General features: G+C 72.0%; 16 protein-coding genes. 7 read left to right on the top strand and 9 right to left on the bottom strand.

The window, feature by feature from the left end; genetic code table 11:
- The first annotated feature begins 196 nt into the window (after positions 1-196).
- Both ACIQI8_RS01955 and ACIQI8_RS01950 read left to right on the top strand, forming a co-directional pair.
- On the top strand, positions 197-652 hold the full coding sequence (locus ACIQI8_RS01955; protein WP_402343552.1) for a hypothetical protein: 456 nt from the start codon (positions 197-199) through the stop codon (positions 650-652).
- A gap of 151 nt (positions 653-803) precedes the next feature.
- Positions 804-1,019: a hypothetical protein gene (locus tag ACIQI8_RS01950; protein WP_402343550.1), complete on the top strand. Its 216-nt coding sequence runs from the start codon at positions 804-806 to the stop codon at positions 1,017-1,019.
- A 7-nt stretch (positions 1,020-1,026) separates the two neighbouring features.
- Here ACIQI8_RS01950 and tgmB read toward each other — a convergent pair whose 3' ends face one another.
- The 4 genes from tgmB to ACIQI8_RS01930 all read right to left on the bottom strand — a co-directional run bounded on the left by tgmB (position 1,027) and on the right by ACIQI8_RS01930 (position 2,766).
- A complete protein-coding gene (gene tgmB / locus ACIQI8_RS01945; protein ID WP_402343547.1) occupies positions 1,027-2,010 on the bottom strand; it encodes an ATP-grasp ribosomal peptide maturase in 984 nt (327 codons plus the stop codon).
- A 17-nt stretch (positions 2,011-2,027) separates the two neighbouring features.
- The gene (tgmA, locus tag ACIQI8_RS01940) at positions 2,028-2,219 is read right to left on the bottom strand and encodes a putative ATP-grasp-modified RiPP (RefSeq protein ID WP_123996126.1); all 192 of its coding nucleotides are present in this window, start codon (positions 2,217-2,219) and stop codon (positions 2,028-2,030) included.
- Between the two features lie 131 nt (positions 2,220-2,350).
- A complete protein-coding gene (locus ACIQI8_RS01935; protein ID WP_402343545.1) occupies positions 2,351-2,641 on the bottom strand; it encodes a DUF1232 domain-containing protein in 291 nt (96 codons plus the stop codon).
- A complete protein-coding gene (locus tag ACIQI8_RS01930; RefSeq protein ID WP_402343542.1) occupies positions 2,638-2,766 on the bottom strand; it encodes a hypothetical protein in 129 nt (42 codons plus the stop codon). The genes ACIQI8_RS01935 and ACIQI8_RS01930 overlap by 4 nt, the downstream gene beginning before the upstream one ends.
- Positions 2,767-2,871: 105 nt before the next feature.
- On the opposite strand from ACIQI8_RS01930, the gene ACIQI8_RS01925 reads away from it, so the two are divergent.
- Positions 2,872-3,909 (top strand): hypothetical protein, encoded by a 1,038-nt coding sequence (locus tag ACIQI8_RS01925; RefSeq protein WP_402343539.1) that lies wholly within the window; start codon positions 2,872-2,874, stop codon positions 3,907-3,909.
- Positions 3,910-3,919: 10 nt separating this feature from the next.
- Here the strand turns inward: ACIQI8_RS01925 and ACIQI8_RS01920 are convergent, their stop codons facing one another.
- Complete coding sequence (locus ACIQI8_RS01920) at positions 3,920-5,098, bottom strand: hypothetical protein (RefSeq protein ID WP_402343536.1); 1,179 nt, start codon at positions 5,096-5,098, stop codon at positions 3,920-3,922.
- Between the two features lie 337 nt (positions 5,099-5,435).
- On the opposite strand from ACIQI8_RS01920, the gene ACIQI8_RS01915 reads away from it, so the two are divergent.
- Together ACIQI8_RS01915 and ACIQI8_RS01910 are read left to right on the top strand one after the other, a co-directional pair.
- Positions 5,436-5,804 (top strand): PadR family transcriptional regulator, encoded by a 369-nt coding sequence (locus tag ACIQI8_RS01915; protein WP_402346630.1) that lies wholly within the window; start codon positions 5,436-5,438, stop codon positions 5,802-5,804.
- The gene (locus ACIQI8_RS01910; RefSeq protein ID WP_402343533.1) at positions 5,801-6,805 is read left to right on the top strand and encodes a hypothetical protein; all 1,005 of its coding nucleotides are present in this window, start codon (positions 5,801-5,803) and stop codon (positions 6,803-6,805) included. Before ACIQI8_RS01915 ends, ACIQI8_RS01910 begins: the two co-directional genes overlap by 4 nt.
- A gap of 227 nt (positions 6,806-7,032) precedes the next feature.
- Here ACIQI8_RS01910 and ACIQI8_RS01905 read toward each other — a convergent pair whose 3' ends face one another.
- Positions 7,033-8,397, bottom strand: coding sequence for an FAD-dependent oxidoreductase (locus ACIQI8_RS01905; protein WP_402343530.1), 1,365 nt, complete (start codon positions 8,395-8,397; stop codon positions 7,033-7,035).
- A gap of 274 nt (positions 8,398-8,671) precedes the next feature.
- Between ACIQI8_RS01905 and ACIQI8_RS01900 the strand changes: the two genes are divergently transcribed.
- Positions 8,672-9,250: an RNA polymerase sigma factor gene (locus tag ACIQI8_RS01900; RefSeq protein ID WP_402343527.1), complete on the top strand. Its 579-nt coding sequence runs from the start codon at positions 8,672-8,674 to the stop codon at positions 9,248-9,250.
- The gene (locus ACIQI8_RS01895; RefSeq protein ID WP_402343524.1) at positions 9,243-10,166 is read left to right on the top strand and encodes a CU044_5270 family protein; all 924 of its coding nucleotides are present in this window, start codon (positions 9,243-9,245) and stop codon (positions 10,164-10,166) included. The genes ACIQI8_RS01900 and ACIQI8_RS01895 overlap by 8 nt, the downstream gene beginning before the upstream one ends.
- Before the next feature lie 33 nt (positions 10,167-10,199).
- Here the strand turns inward: ACIQI8_RS01895 and ACIQI8_RS01890 are convergent, their stop codons facing one another.
- The 3 genes from ACIQI8_RS01890 to ACIQI8_RS01880 form a co-directional block, all read right to left on the bottom strand.
- Positions 10,200-11,051 carry a chitosanase gene (locus ACIQI8_RS01890; protein ID WP_402343521.1) on the bottom strand — a complete coding sequence of 284 codons (852 nt, stop codon included), beginning with the start codon at positions 11,049-11,051 and terminating at the stop codon, positions 10,200-10,202.
- Positions 11,052-11,186: 135 nt separating this feature from the next.
- Entirely contained in the window at positions 11,187-13,934 is a 2,748-nt protein-coding gene (locus ACIQI8_RS01885; protein ID WP_402343518.1) for a SpoIIE family protein phosphatase, read from the bottom strand.
- A gap of 121 nt (positions 13,935-14,055) precedes the next feature.
- Positions 14,056-16,584 (bottom strand): SpoIIE family protein phosphatase, encoded by a 2,529-nt coding sequence (locus ACIQI8_RS01880; protein WP_402343515.1) that lies wholly within the window; start codon positions 16,582-16,584, stop codon positions 14,056-14,058.
- Between the last annotated feature and the right edge of the window lie 378 nt (positions 16,585-16,962).

Below are 16,962 nucleotides of genomic sequence, written 5' to 3'. Positions count from 1 at the left end.
GGAATCGGGTGGAGCGGCGGATTTGCGTCAAATCCGGGTCGGAGCAGGGAAGATGCGACACCCGTGCCACCGGGACCCCCTATTGGGGGTGTTGGCGATAATCCGTTGGATCTTGTCATTTCAGCCTCTGTGGGAGCGTCTCGACGCTCCATAGCCTGAGCCGCGCACGGCTACGCCCATGGAGAGAGCCCCCCCGATGACCAAGTTCCTGTTGTCCCTGCACGTCCTGGCGGCCATCGTCGCCATCGGCCCCGTCACCGTCGCGGCCAGCATGTTCCCGCCGGCGGTGCGCCGAGCCGGCGCCGACGCGGCCGGGGTGGGCACCGTCCGGCTGCTGCACCGCATCTGCCGTGTCTACTCCGGCCTCGGCCTCGCCGTGCCCCTCTTCGGCTTCGCGACCGCCGCCGCCATGGGGGTGCTCGGCAACGCCTGGCTGGTGGCGTCCATCACGCTGACCACCGTCGCCGCCGGCGTCCTGATCGCCTTCGTCCTGCCCCGCCAGGACGAACTCCTCGGCCAACTCGACGCCGAGCAGCCGGTGGAGCGGTCGAGCACGGCGCAACTCGCCATGTTCACCGGGGTCTTCAACCTGTTGTGGGCGACCGTCACCGTCCTGATGATCGTGCGCCCGGGCTCGACCACGGGGGCCTGACCGTTCGTCAGGGCAGCGCGCCGGGGCTACTCATACCGCATGTGCGATCGTCAAGTCCCCCGGGGTAATTCACACCGCGCAGTGCCGGTCCGCATACACTCGGCGACCGGGCCCAATCGTGTGGGCCCCCACAGGAAAGGCGCGTTGCCGGGTGTTCCAGGAGTCCCCCATCTACGACCGACTCGTCGCCGAGCGCGGCGACGTCCCCGCTCAGACCCGTCGCGAGGCCGAGCGCGTGAGCCGGGAACTGGAGTACGTCATGCGACCGCTGCAGTCCTTCGGCGCCACACCGTCCGGCGAGCGACCCGCCTCCCCGGGCGCCGGCTGGCAGCGGACGGCCCTGCTGCCCGGCCCGCGGCCGAACTGACCCGCACTCAACACACCCTCGTGTTCGAGCCGTTGACCCGGGAACGCGGCTCGGGCCCGGGGCGGGACAGCCACTCCGCTATCGTCCGCGCGATCGGCTGGCCCGTCTCCACCTCCACGAACCCGAACTGCCCCGACTGGTTGCACTCCAGGAACCACCAGGTCCCGTCGGAGTCCTCCGCGAAGTCGAAGGCGCCGTAGGACAGTCCGGCCTCCCGCAGGTACGACAGGACCGCCTCCGCGATCCGCGGCGGGACGTCGGTGGCCTGCCACGGCAGGTCGGACGAGGCGAACCGGACGTCCACCTCGTCGGGATCGGCGTCCGCCGCGGTCGCCTTGCGGGCCGCGAGCAGCCGGTCGTCCACCGCGGTCAGCCGGATGTCGGCACGCTTGGCGACGCGCCGCTGCAGCAGCGTGGGCCCGTACGCGACGGCGGCGAAGTCGGTGTCCGGTGCCACCCGACTGGTCGGCACCGCCCGGGGCGGGTCCTGCGGGTGCGCCCCGGAGACCGGCTTGACGACCAGGTCCGGGTAGCGGTCCGCGAACTCCCGGGCGGCTTGCGGGAATGTCGTGATCAGCGTGGCCGGCACCGGCAGCCCGCAGCGCTGCGCGAGGCGGAGCTGCCAGGGCTTGTGACGGGCCCGGCGGGCCGCGTCCGGGTGGTTCATCCAGCGCGCCTCCGAGCCGCGCAGCATGCCGTACAGGGCCTGCGCGGACTCCTCGGTGAGCCAACTGGACGGCTGCGCCGCCCTGATGGCGGCGGTACCCGGCCTGCGGACCCAGATCGACCGCAGCCCGCTGATGCTCACGAGGCGGTCCGCGGCCTGGAGGTGGCCGCGGAACGACCCGTGCACATACTCGCCGGACAGCGAGACACCGCCGGTGAGATCGGCGGGGTCGAGTCGGATCACGGGGACCCCTGAGGCGTTGAGGTGCACGACCACCATGTCGGCCGTCACATCCTCTTCAGAGGTCAGGATCAGCACGGTCATCGTCGGCGGTTCCGTGTTCAGTCGTCGAAGTGCGTCTTGGAGCCCGCGGTGGAGGTTGTCGTCGCGAGTTCTCTCAGGAGCGCGAAGTCGCGGGCCGCGACCCGCCCGTCGAAGAGCACGTTCAACTGCAGGCCGGTGTCGTAGACATATGGAGCTGTGGCCTCCAAGTCCACCGCCGGACGTGCGTAGTTGAGCGCGAACGGTTGCATGGTCTCTCCCTCGTCGGTCTGCGCCGACCCAGCGGTCTCATCCCCACGGCACCGCTCGGTCCGCCGACTGCCTTGCCCTTCCAGTCACTTATACGAATCGAACGAGTGATTGGTTTCCTTACTCTGAGTAATCAGAGGGACGTTTCATGACCATTCGGCCTGCCGGGAGAGGTGCGCAGGGTGCGCAGAGCGAGCAGAAGAACGCCGATGTCGTCCAGATACACGGGGTCGGGCAACAGGTCGGTCGGCAGGACGAAATAGAGGACGGCACCCCAGAAAACCCAGCGGGGACCGGTCGGCAGCCCGGCGCGCCGCAGGTCTCGTCGGGTCCGTACCAGGCGCACCAGCAGGACGACGGCCATGGTCAGCACGAGCGCCGCGAGCACCACGGCGACGACGATCACCGTTGTGGTCGATTTCACTGGTCCTCCTCGTCGGCGGGCCGCTCGGCGCGCTCTTCTCCCGGATGCCCCCATCCGGCGTTCGTACGTACTTGACGGTGGATCGGATACGCCAGGAGCGGGGCCGCGTCATACCGCTGGCTCACCCGAGTGGCACGGTGCGGCGGCGGCACCTAGTAATGGTCACCGTAACGACGTGTTCAGCGCGTTCGAGGCGCGAGCGGCGCCACACCCTCCCCATGGAGCAGAGCATGAGCAGTGGCTCTTCATCACCCCAACCGAACGAACACTCCATATCCGAGGCGCACAGCGACCCGGTCGGTGCCCTGGTGCACGCGGCCGTGGCCGACCGCCCGCTTGAGGAGGTCGTGCGCCTGATCACCCTGCTTGAGCAGTCGCCCCAGTACGCGCGGGCCACTGTCGACGCGCTGCGCGCGGTCGGCGTGGACCGGTCCGTGGAGGACGTCACCCGTCTGGTCGTCCTGCTGACGCAGCCGCCGCGCGACCCCGACAGCGCCGACGAGGCGATCCGCGCCGCGGCCGAATCGCGTCCCGTGGAGGACGTGACCCGGCTGATGGCGCTGCTGCACCAGTCACCGCTGGAGCCGCACGTCGGGCAGGAGGCGGCCCGTGCCGCCGCCACCGCGCGGCCCGTCGAGGAACTGGTGGAGCTGATCGGCCGGCTCAGCGAGGAACGCGACGCGCGACCCGTCGCCGCGATCCCGTACACCGCGCCGCCGGGGGCGCCTGACGGCCCGTACCTGGTCCCCGAGGGGCTCATGGTGCCGCCGGCCCCCGACGCCCCACCCGCCGTGGCGGACGGTCGCGCACCACGCCGTATCGCGCGCGGGGCGGCCCGCCGTACCACCCACCCGGTCTGGCCGGGGCTGGTCTCCGCCGCGGCGCTCCTTCTGTGCGCGCTGCTGTGGTTCCCGCTCCACCGCGACGGCGCGTCCCTGCGCGCCTACGGCTTCGCGCTCGGCCTGTCGGCGCTGTGCGCCGTCCTGGCCGTACTGCTGACCCTGCGCCCGTTCGTGGTCCTCCTGGCGCTCGCGGTGGTGGTGCCGGCGGTCCTCGCCGGCGCCCAGCTGTACGGGGGCCGCTTCCACTCGGCCCGCCTGTCCCAGGCCCTGGACCTCACCCTCGCCCCGAACTGGGCAGCGGGCCTGGTCGCCGTCTGCGCGGCCCTGGTCGCCCTCACGGCCCTGGTCGTCCGCCTGGCCTGGCAACCGCCGCCGATCCAGCTGGAGAGCCGAGCCATGGCCACGGCGAGCCATCCGGCGGATTGACGACCCTTCCTCAATCCGTCGACGGATCCGGCCCGTTGGCCTTCTCGTCCCCGTCCGCAGTCCCGCTCTCCTCGTCCGTCCCGGTCTCCGGGGCGGGCTTGGGGCGGCGGGACTTCGCCGTGGTGCGGAAGCGTTCCAGACCGCGGGTCAGCTGCTGGAACGGGGAGGCGACGGGCGGCTCGGGTGGTTGCGGCACCGGTGCGGCGGGCGCCGCGTCGGACTCGCGGTACGCGGTCAGCGCCTCGTGGGCGCGGTCGGCGGCCTCGCGGTACAGGTCCCGGGACCGGGTCATGGCCTCCAGCGCCTCGCTGTACATCGCCACCAGCCTGCGCTCGCGGGCGAGTTCCTCCTCCAGCGTCATCAGGCGCCAGTCCTCCCGCAGCGCGGTGAGGTACTGCCCGGCGCCGTCCGGCAGCGGAGGCGGCAGCGCGGTGAAGCGGGCCAGGGCGTCGATCAGCTCGGTGGGCTGCGAGCCGTCGAGGAAGACGGTGCGTACGGCGAAGTCGTCGTCGCGCACGCCGGGCTGCTTTCCGTGCAGCAGGACGGCCCCGCCGCGTGGGACCTCGACGCCGAACTCCCGCAACGCCCGGTTCACGACGCGCAGTTGCTCCGGCGCGGCACGGTGCTCCACCACGCGGTGCCGCAGGCTCGGCGGCAGCAACCGGCTCAGCGGCTGCCGGCCGTGCTCGTCGGGCGTCATCGCTTCATGGACGACGAGGTTGAGGCCCCAGCCGCCGTCCACGCAGTCGCGCAGCAGCCGCCGTATCTCCTTGTCCTCCTCCGGCAGGCGATTGACCTCCCGGAGGGAGAGCCCCCTCGCGGGCTCACGGTCCCAGCCGGTGTCCGGCCCCTCGGGCCAGAACATGGTGGCGGGGGAGGGCCACTCCAGGTCCCATGGACGTTCCGCTTCCGCGAGGAGCACCCATTCCTGGCCCTGTTCGGTGGGGCGGGAGAGGCTCAGCCGGGCCCGTACGGTCACCTCCCCGGCGACCCGCCAACGGGCCTCGAAGACGTGTTCCGTCGCCGTCCGGGCCTCGTGCGGCTCCAGATGGTCGTCGATGAGTCCGTCGTCCTTGCGGCGCAGCAGGGTCTGCCGTACGACGGATTCCGCTTCGGGCCCGGGACGACGGCCGCGGGCGAGCCAGAGGGTGGTGGGAATCGTGGGCCGGTCTGTGGCGGAGCTGGACATGAGTCCTTGTCGGGGCGGGGGCAGATGGATCTCCCAGTATCGTCCGCGCCGCTCGCGGGGGATCATCCGGGGTCGTGCACACGGGACCTGAACCCGCGCACTCGGGGTGCGTACGGCGCACTCCAGTTCGCGGCGGTTCACTCCTGCCCCTGCCGTGTCCCGGCCGCGACAATGTCCTCCGCGAACAGGGCCCGCCCACCATCCGCTTGGGGCGGGTCCTGTTCGTGCCGTGCGGGGGCTCTTCGCGCCTCGTGGGGCTCCGCGGCACTCCGCCCGGCCTCATTGCCTCGATATATATCGGTCGCCGATATATCATGGCCGCATGGCATCGAAGGGCATGACCACAGCCGCCTTCTTCGTCCTGACCGCACTGGCCGACCAGCCCCGGCATGGCTACGGGATTCTGCGGGAGGTCGACGAACTCTCCGAGGGCGCGGTGCAACTGCGCGTCGGCACCCTCTACGGCGTACTCGACCGGCTCACCGCGGACGGACTGATCGTCCTGGACCGGGAGGAGGTGCACGACGGCCGCCTCCGGCGCTATTACCGCCTCACCGACGAAGGGACGGGGGCCCTCGACGCGGAGGCGGAGCGGATGGCCGCCGGCGCCAGCGCCGCCAAGCAGCGGATCGCCGAGGGGCGCAAGGCCCCCGGAACCGCCGCGAACCCCACGACCGGACCCGGACTCGCGGGAGGCCTCGCATGACGACGCTGCTCGAAACGCGCTACCGCGCCGTACTGCGCCTGCTCCCCGCCTACTACCGGCAGGCCCGGGAGGAGGAGATGGTCGAGACATACCTGGGAGACCTCGACCGGGACACCCAGGACCAGAGCCGGCCCACCCTCGGCGAGACGGCGAGCATCGTCGCCCTCGCCGTGCGCAGCCGCCTCGCCGTCGCCGGAGTGCCCCGGCGCTACGCGCTGCTCGGCTCGACCGCCCGGCACTTCGCGCTCTTCGCCGTCCTGCTGCAGGCGACCGCCGCGCTCGTCGACCGGGTTCTCGGACTGACCTGGGCCTCGACCCACGGCCCGGGCCAGTGGGACCTGTTCGTGTCGGCGTTCACCGGCCAAGGGCCGCTGATCGGCGTCGTCGAGGCCGCCACCTGGACCCTGCCCCTGCTCTGGACGGTCGGCTACTTCGCGCTCGTGCACGACCGACGACGCCTCGCCCGCGCCGCCGTGCTGCTGGCCGCGCTGCCCACGCTCTGGCCGCTCGTCGGTCCGCTGGTCACCGACAGCGCGGTGCTGCCGGAACCGTGGTTCGCCATCGTCACGGCCCTGTTCGGCTGGCTGTCGGCGCTCGCGCTCTGCGCGGCCTACCACCGCGACGCCCCCACCGCCGCGCTGCCGGTCGGCTCTCCCGGCCTCGTCTTCGCGGGGTTCGCCGTGGTGACGGGCGCGTCGATCGTCCTGCTGCCCGGCGCCCCGGACACCGCCTGGGCACCGGCCACCGGCTTCCTCGTCGGCGCCGTCGGCTGGCTGGTGCTGCGCAGCCGCGGCGCGGACCGAGGCCCGGCCGGCGGAGCCGTCGCCCTCGCCGCGCTCGGCCTGCTGCTCCTGGTCGTCCGGGTCGCCGCCCTGTACCCGTGGCTCGGCGTCCCGCTGCCCGCCGTGTACCTGGGCGGCGCCCTGGGTCAGGTCGCCGCGCTCACCCTGCTGGTGGCGGTACTGGGAGCGGTCGCCCGCCGAGACCTCGTCAGGCGCTGAAGGGCCGCTGCGACGACGTGTCCCGAACGGCGAGTCGGCCGCCGTCCACTGACGAACAGTCACGGCAGGAAGGGGAGTTCACCCGTCTCGGAGCCCCATCCCGGACGGGGTGGCTCCGGCCCCTGACGAACAGCCGCGGTGGGCCAGGGAGGTCACCCCTCTCGGGGTTCAACTCCCGGACAGTGTCGTCCCGGACGGAGTCGTCCCGGCCCACCGCGCGGCAGCGCCTACGCCCCGCTCGCCCTGAGCATGTCCTCGCGCTCGACGAGCTTCACGCGCTCGCGGCCCTGCGGCTCGCCCAGCGCCTTCTCCGCCGCGTCCAGGCGGTACCAGCCGTCCCACGTCGTGTAGCGGACGTTACGCTCGGCGAGGAAGGCCTCCACCGCCTCGGGAGCGGGCGTGGCCGGCTCGTGCAGACGGCCGCCGGCGTAGTCGGCCAGCAGGTTGGACACCGTCTCGTTGGCGTCGCCCTTGGTGTGGCCGATCAGACCCACCGGACCGCGGCGGATCCAGCCGGTGACGTACGTCGACTGGAGGTGCTCGCCGCTCTCCTGGATGACCCGGCCACCCTCGTCCGGCACCGTGCCGGAGTCGATGTCCCAGGGCAGCTTGGGGAGTTTGTCGGACAGGTAGCCGACCGCGCGGTAGACCGCGGTGGTGTCCCAGTCCTTGAACTCGCCGGTGCCCTTGACGTTGCCGGTGCCGTCCAGGGCGGTGCGCTCCGTGCGCAGGCCGACGACCTTGCCGTCCTCGCCGAGGATCTCGGTGGGCGACTCGAAGAAGTGCAGGAACAGCTTGTGCGGGCGGTCGCCGACATCGCGGATCGCCCAGTTCTCCAGGGTCTTGGCGACCATGTCGGCCTGCTTGTTGCCGCGCCGGGTCTCGATCGAGCCCTCGTCGTAGTCGATGTCCTCGGGGTCGACGATGACCTCGATGGTGGGGGAGTGGTCCAGCTCCCGCAGCTCCATCGGGGAGAACTTCGCCTGCGCCGGGCCGCGGCGGCCGAAGACGTGGACCTCCAGGGCCTTGTTCGCCTTGAGGCCCTCGTGGACGTTCGGCGGGATCTCGGTCGGCAGCAGCTCGTCCGCCGTCTTGGCGAGGATGCGGGCCACGTCCAGCGCGACGTTGCCGACGCCCAGCACGGCGACCTTCTCAGCCTCCAGCGGCCAGGTGCGCGGAACGTCGGGGTGACCGTCGTACCAGGAGACGAAGTCGGCGGCGCCGTAGGAACCGTCCAGCTCGACACCCGGTATCGACAGCTCGCGGTCGGCCGTCGCGCCCGTGGAGAAGATCACGGCGTCGTAGAACGCGCGCAGGTCGTCCAGGCAGATGTCGGTGGGGTAGTCGACGTTGCCGAAGAGCCGGATCTGCGGCTTGTCGAGCACCTGGTGCAGGGCCGTGATGATGCCCTTGATGCGGGGGTGGTCGGGGGCGACGCCGTAACGGATCAGGCCGAACGGGGCGGGCATCCGCTCGAAGAGGTCGATGGACACGCCGGGCTCGGCTGCCACCTCGGACTTGAGCAGGGCGTCGGCGGCGTAGATCCCGGCGGGGCCGGCTCCGACGATGGCTACCCGCAGGGGGCGCGGCATGATCAGGTTCCCTTCGAGTGGCGATAGTTCGAGTGGCGATAGATCGACTCGACGGAAGCCTAAACTAAGGCAAGCCTTAGTCAGTATGCGGGTCCGGTCTATGGGCTCATAAGTCAAAGTTATGAGCCAGGATCGGGAACTCGAACGTGGGCATCGGCCAACAGCAGTCGACCGTGCCGGCGACCTGGAGAAAGCCCGTGAACCTGAAAGGCGAGCAGTGACCGCCTTGCCGAGGACAGGGGCCCCGCCTGCCCTCGGTCCGCACGACGACCCTGTGTCCGAAGTCTCCGATGCCGCGGTCGTCGAACGGTCCTGGGACGAGCCCGATGCGTTCGCGGAGCTCTTCAACCGCTACGCCGACGACATCCACCGGTACGCGGCCAGGCGCCTGGGCATCGAGGTCGCCGACGACCTGATGGCCGAGACCTTCGTGATCGCCTTCCAGCAGCGACGCCGCTACGACCTCTCCCGCCCGCAGGCGCGCCCGTGGCTGTACGGCATCGTCACCAACCTCGTCGGCCAGCACCGGCGCGCCGAAGCCCGCCGTCTCAAGGCCCTCTCGCGGGTCGCCGCCGCCTCCCCGGCGGAGGGCGAGCCGCTCGCCGACCGGGTGGCCGCCAGGGTCAGCGCCGAGAGCTCCCGCGCCGAACTCGCGGGCGCTCTCGCGCAGTTGCCCGCCCGCCACCGGGACGTGCTGCTGCTGATCGCGTGGGGCGACCTCGACTACGCGGAGGTCGCCGAGGCCCTCGGCATGCCGGTCGGAACCGTGCGCTCACGGCTGCACCGGGCCCGGACCAAACTGCGCCACGCATTGGGCGGGACCGAGGAGAACGGAGAGAGCGATCGTGGATGACATCGCCGCAGTGCGTGAACTGCACGCCGACGTACCCGCGTTGACCGACGAGGCCCGCTCGGCCGCTCGCGTCCGCCTCCAGCGCGCCATTCTCCAGGAGAGCCGCCCGGCAGCCCTGTCCCGCCGGCTGATGCTCAGGGTCGCTGTAGCCGGCACGGCCGCGGCGGCGGTCGCGGGAGGCGTCGTAGTCGCCGCAAGACGGGACGCGGACGGTGACGCCCCCCGCATGACCACCCTGAGCGCGGCGCAACTGCTGCGCAAGGCCGCGGACAAGTCCCGGGCCGACGGCAGCGGGATGCCGATTCCGCGCAACGACCAGTACGTGTACACCAAGACCTACATCACCCGGACCTATGTGAAGAGCGGGCGCAACAGGACCTGGACGGACCAGAGTTGGACGTCCGTGGACGGTTCCAAGCCCTCCAGGCGTGAGCAGTACGGCAAGACCTACAACGATCCGCCGCTGGGCAGGCACGAGGTGAGGTGGCCGCCGACCGCGTACGCCGAGTTGGCGAAATGGCCGACGGACCCGGACACGCTCCTGAAGTGGCTCAGGGCGCCCAGCCAGGGCGACGACAGCCTGGCGTTCCTGAACGTCTGCCAGTTCTTCGGGGTGCCGCGGGTCATGCCGCCCGGCCTCGAGGCCGCCGCGTTCGAGGCCGTCGCGAAGATCCCCGGCATCCGGATCGACCGTCAGGCGGTGGACGCTCTCGGCCGCCAGGGCGTCGCCGTCTCGTACCCGAAGATCTATTTCGCCTTCATCTTCGACCCGGAGACCTACGCCTACCTGGGTATGAGCCTGAAGGGGAGCGGCGGCGACTGGGAGGACGGAGACTTCGAGGCCTCCAACGGGTATCGCGAGATGCGCGGCCTGGAGGAGATGGGCGTCGTGGATCGGATCGGCCAATACCCCTAGGTGAGGAGGGGCGTTGGCCGATCCGGAGCGCGGTCAGCTGATGTGGAAGCTGTCCCCGTAGACCTTCCAGTCCAGGGGCGTGTTCAGGCACAGGTTGTTGTTGCGCAGGAAGACCCGCTGCTCGGTGTCGACGCGGGTGGTGTCGCTGTGCGCCTCCTCCTGCTTCATGGCCCACACCCGCGCGTCCAGGAAGGCGTTGAGGTACGTGACCTCGTTGCCGCCCTGGGCCGGGGGCTTGGCCTTGGTGAGGGCGCGCTTGCGTATGTTGCGGAAGCTGGTGGAGTCGGTGCCGTCGCCGTGCATGACGATGGCGTCGTAGTACGCGAACTGTCCGAGCGTGCCGAGGCCGTCCGTCTTGCCCTGCTGGACGGCCGGGTTGAAGTACACCCGGTCGCGCTCGTCGTTCTGGGCCTGCTGGAAGACGCTGTCCGCCGCGGCCGTGCGCCAGTCCTTGGTGAAGTTCGGGTCCAGGCCGGAGTGCGAGTCGGTGCCGTTGACCTGGCGCAGCGCCGGGAGGTACTTGGCGAGCACGTTGCCCGGCTTGCGGGCGGCGTACAGCTCGACGAGGTCGAGCATGTCGCCGGTGCCCGAGCAGAAACCGATGATGCCGGCCGTGTAGCCGCGGCCGTCGCCGATGTCCTCGATGTACTTGTACTGCGCCTTCCAGTCGAGCGAGGAGTTCTCGGCGCTGGAGACGAGCTTCATGGCGATCTCCTTCTTCGCCGAGTTGTCGAGCGGTGTACAGGCGGCCGCCAAGGATGCGGAGGCGGACGCGTGCGCGGGCTTGAGCAGCGGTGCCGCGACGAGCGACGCGCCGAGCACGGCGAGGAGGGTGCGGCGCGAGGTGTGCGTGGAACGGGTCGCGTCGTCCGGGGTGTTCCTCACGAAGGCTCCAAAGGGGAGTGGGGGGTGGGGAGTTGGTCGTGCGTCACACTGATAGGAAGGTTTCCTATCAGAAGAAACAGGCGTGTGACACCCACCGCGTGAAAACTTCGTAGGGAAGAACGAAAACCCGTTCGGTCAGGGGAGCGGCTGTTCGGTCCAGATGATCTTGCCCGCCGGGGTGTAGCGGGTGCCCCAGCGCTCGGAGAGCTGCGCCACCAGGAACAGGCCGCGCCCGCCCTCGTCCGTCATCGCCGCGTACCGCAGATGGGGCGAGGTGTTGCTGCTGTCGCAGACCTCGCAGACCAGGGTGCGGTCGAACAGCATCCGGACCCGGATGGGCTCCCCGCCGTAGCGGATCGCGTTGGTGACCAGTTCGCTCAGGATGAGCTCGGTGGTGAACGCCAGCTCGTCCAGGCCCCATTCGGCCAGCCGGCGGGTGACGCGGGCGCGCACCTCGCCGACCGCGGCCGGGTCGGACGGCACCTCCCAGTCGGCGATCCGGTCGGCGGGCAGCGCGCGGGTGCGAGCGACCAGCAGGGCGATGTCGTCACCGGGCTTGGACGGCAGCCGGGCGTCGAGCACGGCCCGGCAGGTGTCCTCCGGTGAGGGACCGGCCTGTTCCAGCGCCTCGCGCAGCTGGTCGAGGCCCTCGTCAATGTCGTGCTCCCGGTCCTCGACGAGCCCGTCCGTGTACAGCACGAGACGGCTGCCCTCCGGCAGTCGGAGATCGGCCGTCTCGAACGGCAACCCGCCCAGGCCCAGCGGCGGACCGGCGGGCACCTCGGGGAACTCGACGCTGCCGTCGGGCCGGATCAGCGCGGGCGGCGGATGCCCGGCGCGGGCGACCGTGCAGTTCCGGGACACCGGGTCGTAGATCGCGTACAGACAGGTCGCGCCGATCACCGGTGCGCTGCCGTCCTCGGGTGTCTCGTCCTGGTCTATGCGGCCGACCATCTCGTCGAGCAGGGACAGGAGTTCGTCAGGTGGCAGGTCGAGGGCGGAGAAGTTGTGGACCGCCGTACGCAGCCGTCCCATCGTGGCCGCGGCGTGCAGTCCGTGTCCGACGACGTCGCCCACCACGAGGGCGACCCGGGCGCCGGACAGGGGCAGTACGTCGAACCAGTCGCCGCCGACGCCCGCCTGGGCCGGCAGATAGCGGGTGGCGATGTCCAGGGCCGTCTGCTCGGGCAGCGTGCGGGGGAGCAGGCTGCGCTGGAGGGTGACGGCCATGCTGTGCTCGCGGGTGTAGCGGCGGGCGTTGTCGATGGAGACGGCCGCACGGGTCACCAGCTCCTCGGCGAGGGCCAGTTCGTCCGCGTCGAAGGGCTCGGCCTTCTGCGAGCGCCAGAAACTCACCACGCCGAGCACCATCGCCCCGGCCCGCAGCGGCACGGTGATCAGCGAGTGGATGCCGTACTCCACCACCTGCGCGGCCCGCTCCAGATCCTGCTCGTGCCAGCCCGCCGCCCGCGCCAGGTCCGGCTCCAGCACGGCCTGCCCGGAGCGCAGGCTGCGGGACTGCGGCGCGGTGGCGACGTACCGGATCTCCTGCTGGAGGGGGTACAGCGGCGCGTCCTTCTGGATCCCGCTCAGCGCGGTCCTGCGCACCGGGGTCACCGCCTCCGGCTGGCCGCCGCTGAGCACGGCGTCGAAGAGGTCGACGGTCGCGAAGTCCGCGAACCGGGGGACGGCCAGCTCCGCCAACTCCTGGGCGGTACGGGTGACATCCAGGCTCGTCCCGATGCCCACCCCGGCGTCGTACAGCATGTTCAGGCGCTCGCGTGCCGCCTCCGCCCGGCCGGACAGGGCGCGCAGCTCCGTCGAGTCGCGGAGCGTGGCGACCCAGCCGGGCGGGCCGCCCTTGACGTCCGTGGTCCGCTGGTTCACGGCGAGCAGCCGGTCCTTGACCAGGTGCACCTCGTCCGTGGCCATCCGGCCGGACGCCAGCAGGTCGGCGGTGTCGGGAGGCAGGCCGAGATCGAGGGCCGACTTGCCGTCGGCGTCCGCGGGCAGGTCCAGCAGCCGGTGCGCCTCGTCGTTGGCGAGCAGCAGCCGGCCCTCGCCGCTGAAGATGATCACGCCCTCCCGCACGGAGTGCAGGACCGCGTCGTGATGCTCGTACATCCGGGTCATCTCGTGCGGCCCCAGGCCGTGCGTCTGGCGCAGCAGCCGTCTGCTCACCAGTGCGGTGCCGCCCGTGGCCAGGGCGAGTGCCGCGGCGGCGGCGAGCAGGACCAGGGGCAGTTGGCGGTCGGCGGCGCCGCCGACGTTATCGGTGGTGATGCCGGCCGACACCAGGCCGACGACCTTCCCGCCGGGCGCCTCGATCGGGACCACCGCCTGCACGAGGCGGCCGATCGTGCCGTCGACCTCCTCGGTCACGGTCCGCCCGGCCAGCGCGGGCGCCAGCGTCCCGACGAACTTCTTGCCGATGCGGTCCGGCTTCGGGTGCGTGTAGCGGATGCCGTCGGTGTTCATGACGACGATGAAGTCCACGCCGGTCGCCTTGCGGGCGGCCTCCGCGCGCGGCTGCAGGATCGCCGTGGGGTCGGGAGTGCTGAGCGCCTCGCGCGTGCCGGGCGCGTTGGCGAAGGACTCGGCGACGGCCACCGAGCGGTTGCGGGCCTCCTGGGTGCTGTCGTGCCGCACCTGCAGCACCAGCGCCACCACGGCGGCGACCACCAGCAGCAGCACGATCGCGACCTGGAGGAGGAACACCTGTCCGGCGACGCTGCGCCCGTTCACCGCCGACCGCAGTCCCGAGAGCCGCCCCTGTGCGGCCCGGTCCCCGTGCGCCGCCACTTGGGCAGGCGTGTGCCGGGTGCGCGTGGGGCCAGCCCGGCGGGTCGACCGGGTCTGGGAACGACCCAGAAGTCGGACCATGTGCTCATGTCTACACTGCCGGGCCGCGCGAGGCGAGAGGCGTCACGGAGGGTGACAAGGCGCGCCCCGGTTCCTGTGTGTCCGCTGTGCGCCGCGGGGTCCGTGGGGCCCGGTACGTCCGTCAACGCCGGTCGCCGCGACGGGTCGCGAGCAGGAGGGCGATGTCGTCGGGCCGGTCGGCGGTGTGCCGGGCCGCGGCGGTGAGGCGTTCCGCGACGCCGGCCAGTGAGCGGCCGCCGGCGCGGGCGGCCGGGGTGCCCGCCTTCGCCAGCGCCACCCGCAGAGCCGTGATGCCGTCGTCGATGTCGACGCCGGGCCGCTCGACAAGGCCGTCGGTGTACAGCGCGAGGATGGCGCCGGGCTCGACCTCCAGCTCCGCCACCGGGTAGTGGGCCTGCGGGTCGACCCCGAGCACGACCCCGCCGGGCAGGTCCACCACCTCGGTGTGACCGTCGGGGCGGCGCAGCAGCGGCGGCGGATGCCCCGCCCGGGCCGCCAGCGCCCGACCGGAGGCCGGGTCGAGCCGGATGTAGCAGCAGCTCGCGAACTGGCCGGGATCGAGGTCGATGAGCAGGTGGTTCGTGCCGCTCAGCACCTCGTCCGGCGGTCGGTCGCCGAGTGCGAACGCCCGTACCGCGGTACGCAGTTGACCCATCGTGGCCGCCGCCTGCACCCCGTGCCCCTGCACGTCGCCGATGACCAGCGCGAGCCCGTCCCCGGCCTCCACGACGTCGTACCAGTCCCCGCCCACCTCCATGCCCTGGGTGCCGGGCAGATAGCGTCCGCTGGTCTCCACGTCCGGGTGGACCGACAGCTTGCGCGGCAGGAGCGCCTGCTGCAGCCCGCGCGCGAGGGCGGCCTCGCTCTCGTAGCGCTGGGCCTTCTCCATGGCGTGGGCGATCAGTCCGGCGAGCGCGGTCAGGACCGCGCGTTCCTCGGTGCTGAAGCTGCGCGGGCGGTCGAAGCCGAGGATGCAGGAGCCGACCGGGCGCCCGGAGGCGATCAGGGGCAGGAAGGCGCGGGCCCCCTCGGCCGCGTCGAGCTCGATCCCGGGGTAGGCGGCGGACAGCTGCTGCATCGAGTCGAAGAAGAGCGGCCGGCCGCTGGTCAGCGTCTCGACCCCGGGCAGCCGGGCGTCGAGCCCGACCCCCTCGAAAGGGGCGAGGAACCCCTTGGGGAATCCGGTCTCCCAGGACAGGTACAGGTGCCGGTCCTGAAGGAGGTAGAGCGCGAGCCGGCCGCCGCCGAACGCGGGCAGCAGCTCCCGCATGACCACGGCCGACACCTGCCGTGCCGTGACCGCCTCGGTGAGCGCGATGGCCAGGACGATGGGCCGGTACAGCGGAGCCAGCGACGGCATGCCCGACCGGGACCCCTCGGCCGGGACCTCCAAGTCGGCCGCGGTGCTCGCCATCCGGTTCGCCGGACGGAACGTGCAGGTCAGCACGGATGCGCCGGCATGGACGGAGACGTCGAGCCAGGCGCCTTCGTACGAGGTGGTGGTGCCGTCCGTGTCCTCGCCGGCCCTGTCGTCGGCGGGGCGCTCGACGTGGAAGCGGACCGGGTCCGGGGAGAGCAGGGCGCTGCGCAGATGGTCCTCGCAGGCGGGCTGGTTCAGCCAGGGCACGGCCTCCCACAGGGGGCGGCCCAGCAGTTCGCCCTGTGAGCGGTGCAGCAGCTGTCCGGCGCGCGGATTGGCGTAGTGGACCATGCCGAGCCGGTCCAGTCCGAGCACGCCCTCGGGCAGCAGGTCGGCTGCCGCGTCGGCGGCGGCGCCGGGCCCGGGTTCGACGACCAGGCCCCGGACCGGGCGGGGGCCGGACGGGATGCCGGGGGCGGCGGAGTACGGGTTCCACAGCTCCACCAGCCGGAGCGGGCCGGCCTTGGGCTGGGTGTAGAGGGGAAGGGCGGGAGGCCTGCCCGCGGCCGTGTCCTGGAGCGCGGCCATGATCCGCTCGGCGTCGGACCCGGCCAGCGCGTCCGCGAGCGCCGCCGCGGAGGCCGAGATCTCGTCCTTCGGGCCGCCCAGCAGCCCCGGAAGCCGCTCGTCGACGGTCACGATGTCCGCCGCCGGGTCCCAGGCGAAGGCTCCGGCCCGGCCCGCCGGCCGGTTCGCGCCCGGCGGCCGGATGCAGACCGGCTCACCGTCCCAGGCGACCGCCGGGCCGCCCGCGTCGTCGAGGCCCCGCAGCTCCTCGCCCAGTTCCTCCGCCAGGCCCACCATGCGGTCGCGGTGGCGCAGCAGCTCGGTGGCGTCGGCGGCGGAGGGCCGCAGCACGGTCAGTACGCCGAAGGTGGTCGCGCCCGCCGTGATGGGCACGTACAGCGAGCCGAACTGGAAGGGCAGGCTGGCCGCGAACTGGGGGTAGCGGCGCATCGTCTCCGTGGCGTTCGGGAGAACCACCTGGACGCCCAGCCGGTAGGCGTCGGCCACGGGGAAGGCCCGGTCCACGTGCATCCGCCACCAGGCGCGGAACAGCGGCCCGGGCAGCCCCGAGAGCACGGCCAGGCGCAGCAGGCCGGGCGTGCCGGAGCGCAGATAGACGCCGCCCGAGTGCCCGCCGGCCGCGCCGATCGCCTCCGTCGAGGCGTCGATCAGCAGCGCGGCAAGCTGCCCGGGCGTTTGTATGTCCTCCGCGCTCCCAGTCATCAGCCCTGCCTCGTCCGTGCCCGCCGAGCGGGCGACACAGCAAGAATGCGCCACGACGGGGGCGCGGCGCACCTGGGCGGTATGGATTCGTGACCCGCGGCGGGAGTGACGCAGGGTTCCGGCGAGGTGCGCGGAGTGCCCAGGAGAGCGGGCCGAGTGTGCGGGAGGCCGACGGGGCGGCCTTCGACGGGTGCCCGGCCCTGGCCGGCGTGACCCGAAATCCGAGGGAATCCGCGGGCGCGGCCGAAAAGCGACACCCCCGCCACCGTCCGACTTCCTTTCTCCCGAAGGGACTTGGCGGACCCTCCGATCCACGCAGCTGCCACTCTTTTCCCAACGGGCGGCAACGGCCCGGCAACCGGCCGATACCCCGGGTCA

Origin of the sequence: Streptomyces sp. NPDC092369, assembly GCF_044755245.1 — a bacterium.
Classification (GTDB): domain Bacteria; phylum Actinomycetota; class Actinomycetes; order Streptomycetales; family Streptomycetaceae; genus Streptomyces.
This window is presented reverse-complemented; position numbering and strand designations above follow the sequence as displayed.

Bases quoted from the DNA above. Each gene is read 5' to 3' on its own strand.
- ACIQI8_RS01910 (WP_402343533.1), top strand. From the start codon at position 5,801: ATGACGACGCTGCTCGAAACGCGCTACCGCGCCGTACTGCGCCTGCTC.
- ACIQI8_RS01925 (WP_402343539.1), top strand. From the start codon at position 2,872: ATGAGCAGTGGCTCTTCATCACCCCAACCGAACGAACACTCCATATCC.
- tgmA (WP_123996126.1), bottom strand. From the start codon at position 2,219: ATGCAACCGTTCGCGCTCAACTACGCACGTCCGGCGGTGGACTTGGAG.
- ACIQI8_RS01905 (WP_402343530.1), bottom strand. From the start codon at position 8,397: ATGCCGCGCCCCCTGCGGGTAGCCATCGTCGGAGCCGGCCCCGCCGGG.
- tgmB (WP_402343547.1), bottom strand. From the start codon at position 2,010: ATGACCGTGCTGATCCTGACCTCTGAAGAGGATGTGACGGCCGACATG.
- ACIQI8_RS01885 (WP_402343518.1), bottom strand. From the start codon at position 13,934: ATGGTCCGACTTCTGGGTCGTTCCCAGACCCGGTCGACCCGCCGGGCT.
- ACIQI8_RS01915 (WP_402346630.1), top strand. From the start codon at position 5,436: ATGACCACAGCCGCCTTCTTCGTCCTGACCGCACTGGCCGACCAGCCC.
- ACIQI8_RS01955 (WP_402343552.1), top strand. From the start codon at position 197: ATGACCAAGTTCCTGTTGTCCCTGCACGTCCTGGCGGCCATCGTCGCC.
- ACIQI8_RS01880 (WP_402343515.1), bottom strand. From the start codon at position 16,584: ATGACTGGGAGCGCGGAGGACATACAAACGCCCGGGCAGCTTGCCGCG.
- ACIQI8_RS01920 (WP_402343536.1), bottom strand. From the start codon at position 5,098: ATGTCCAGCTCCGCCACAGACCGGCCCACGATTCCCACCACCCTCTGG.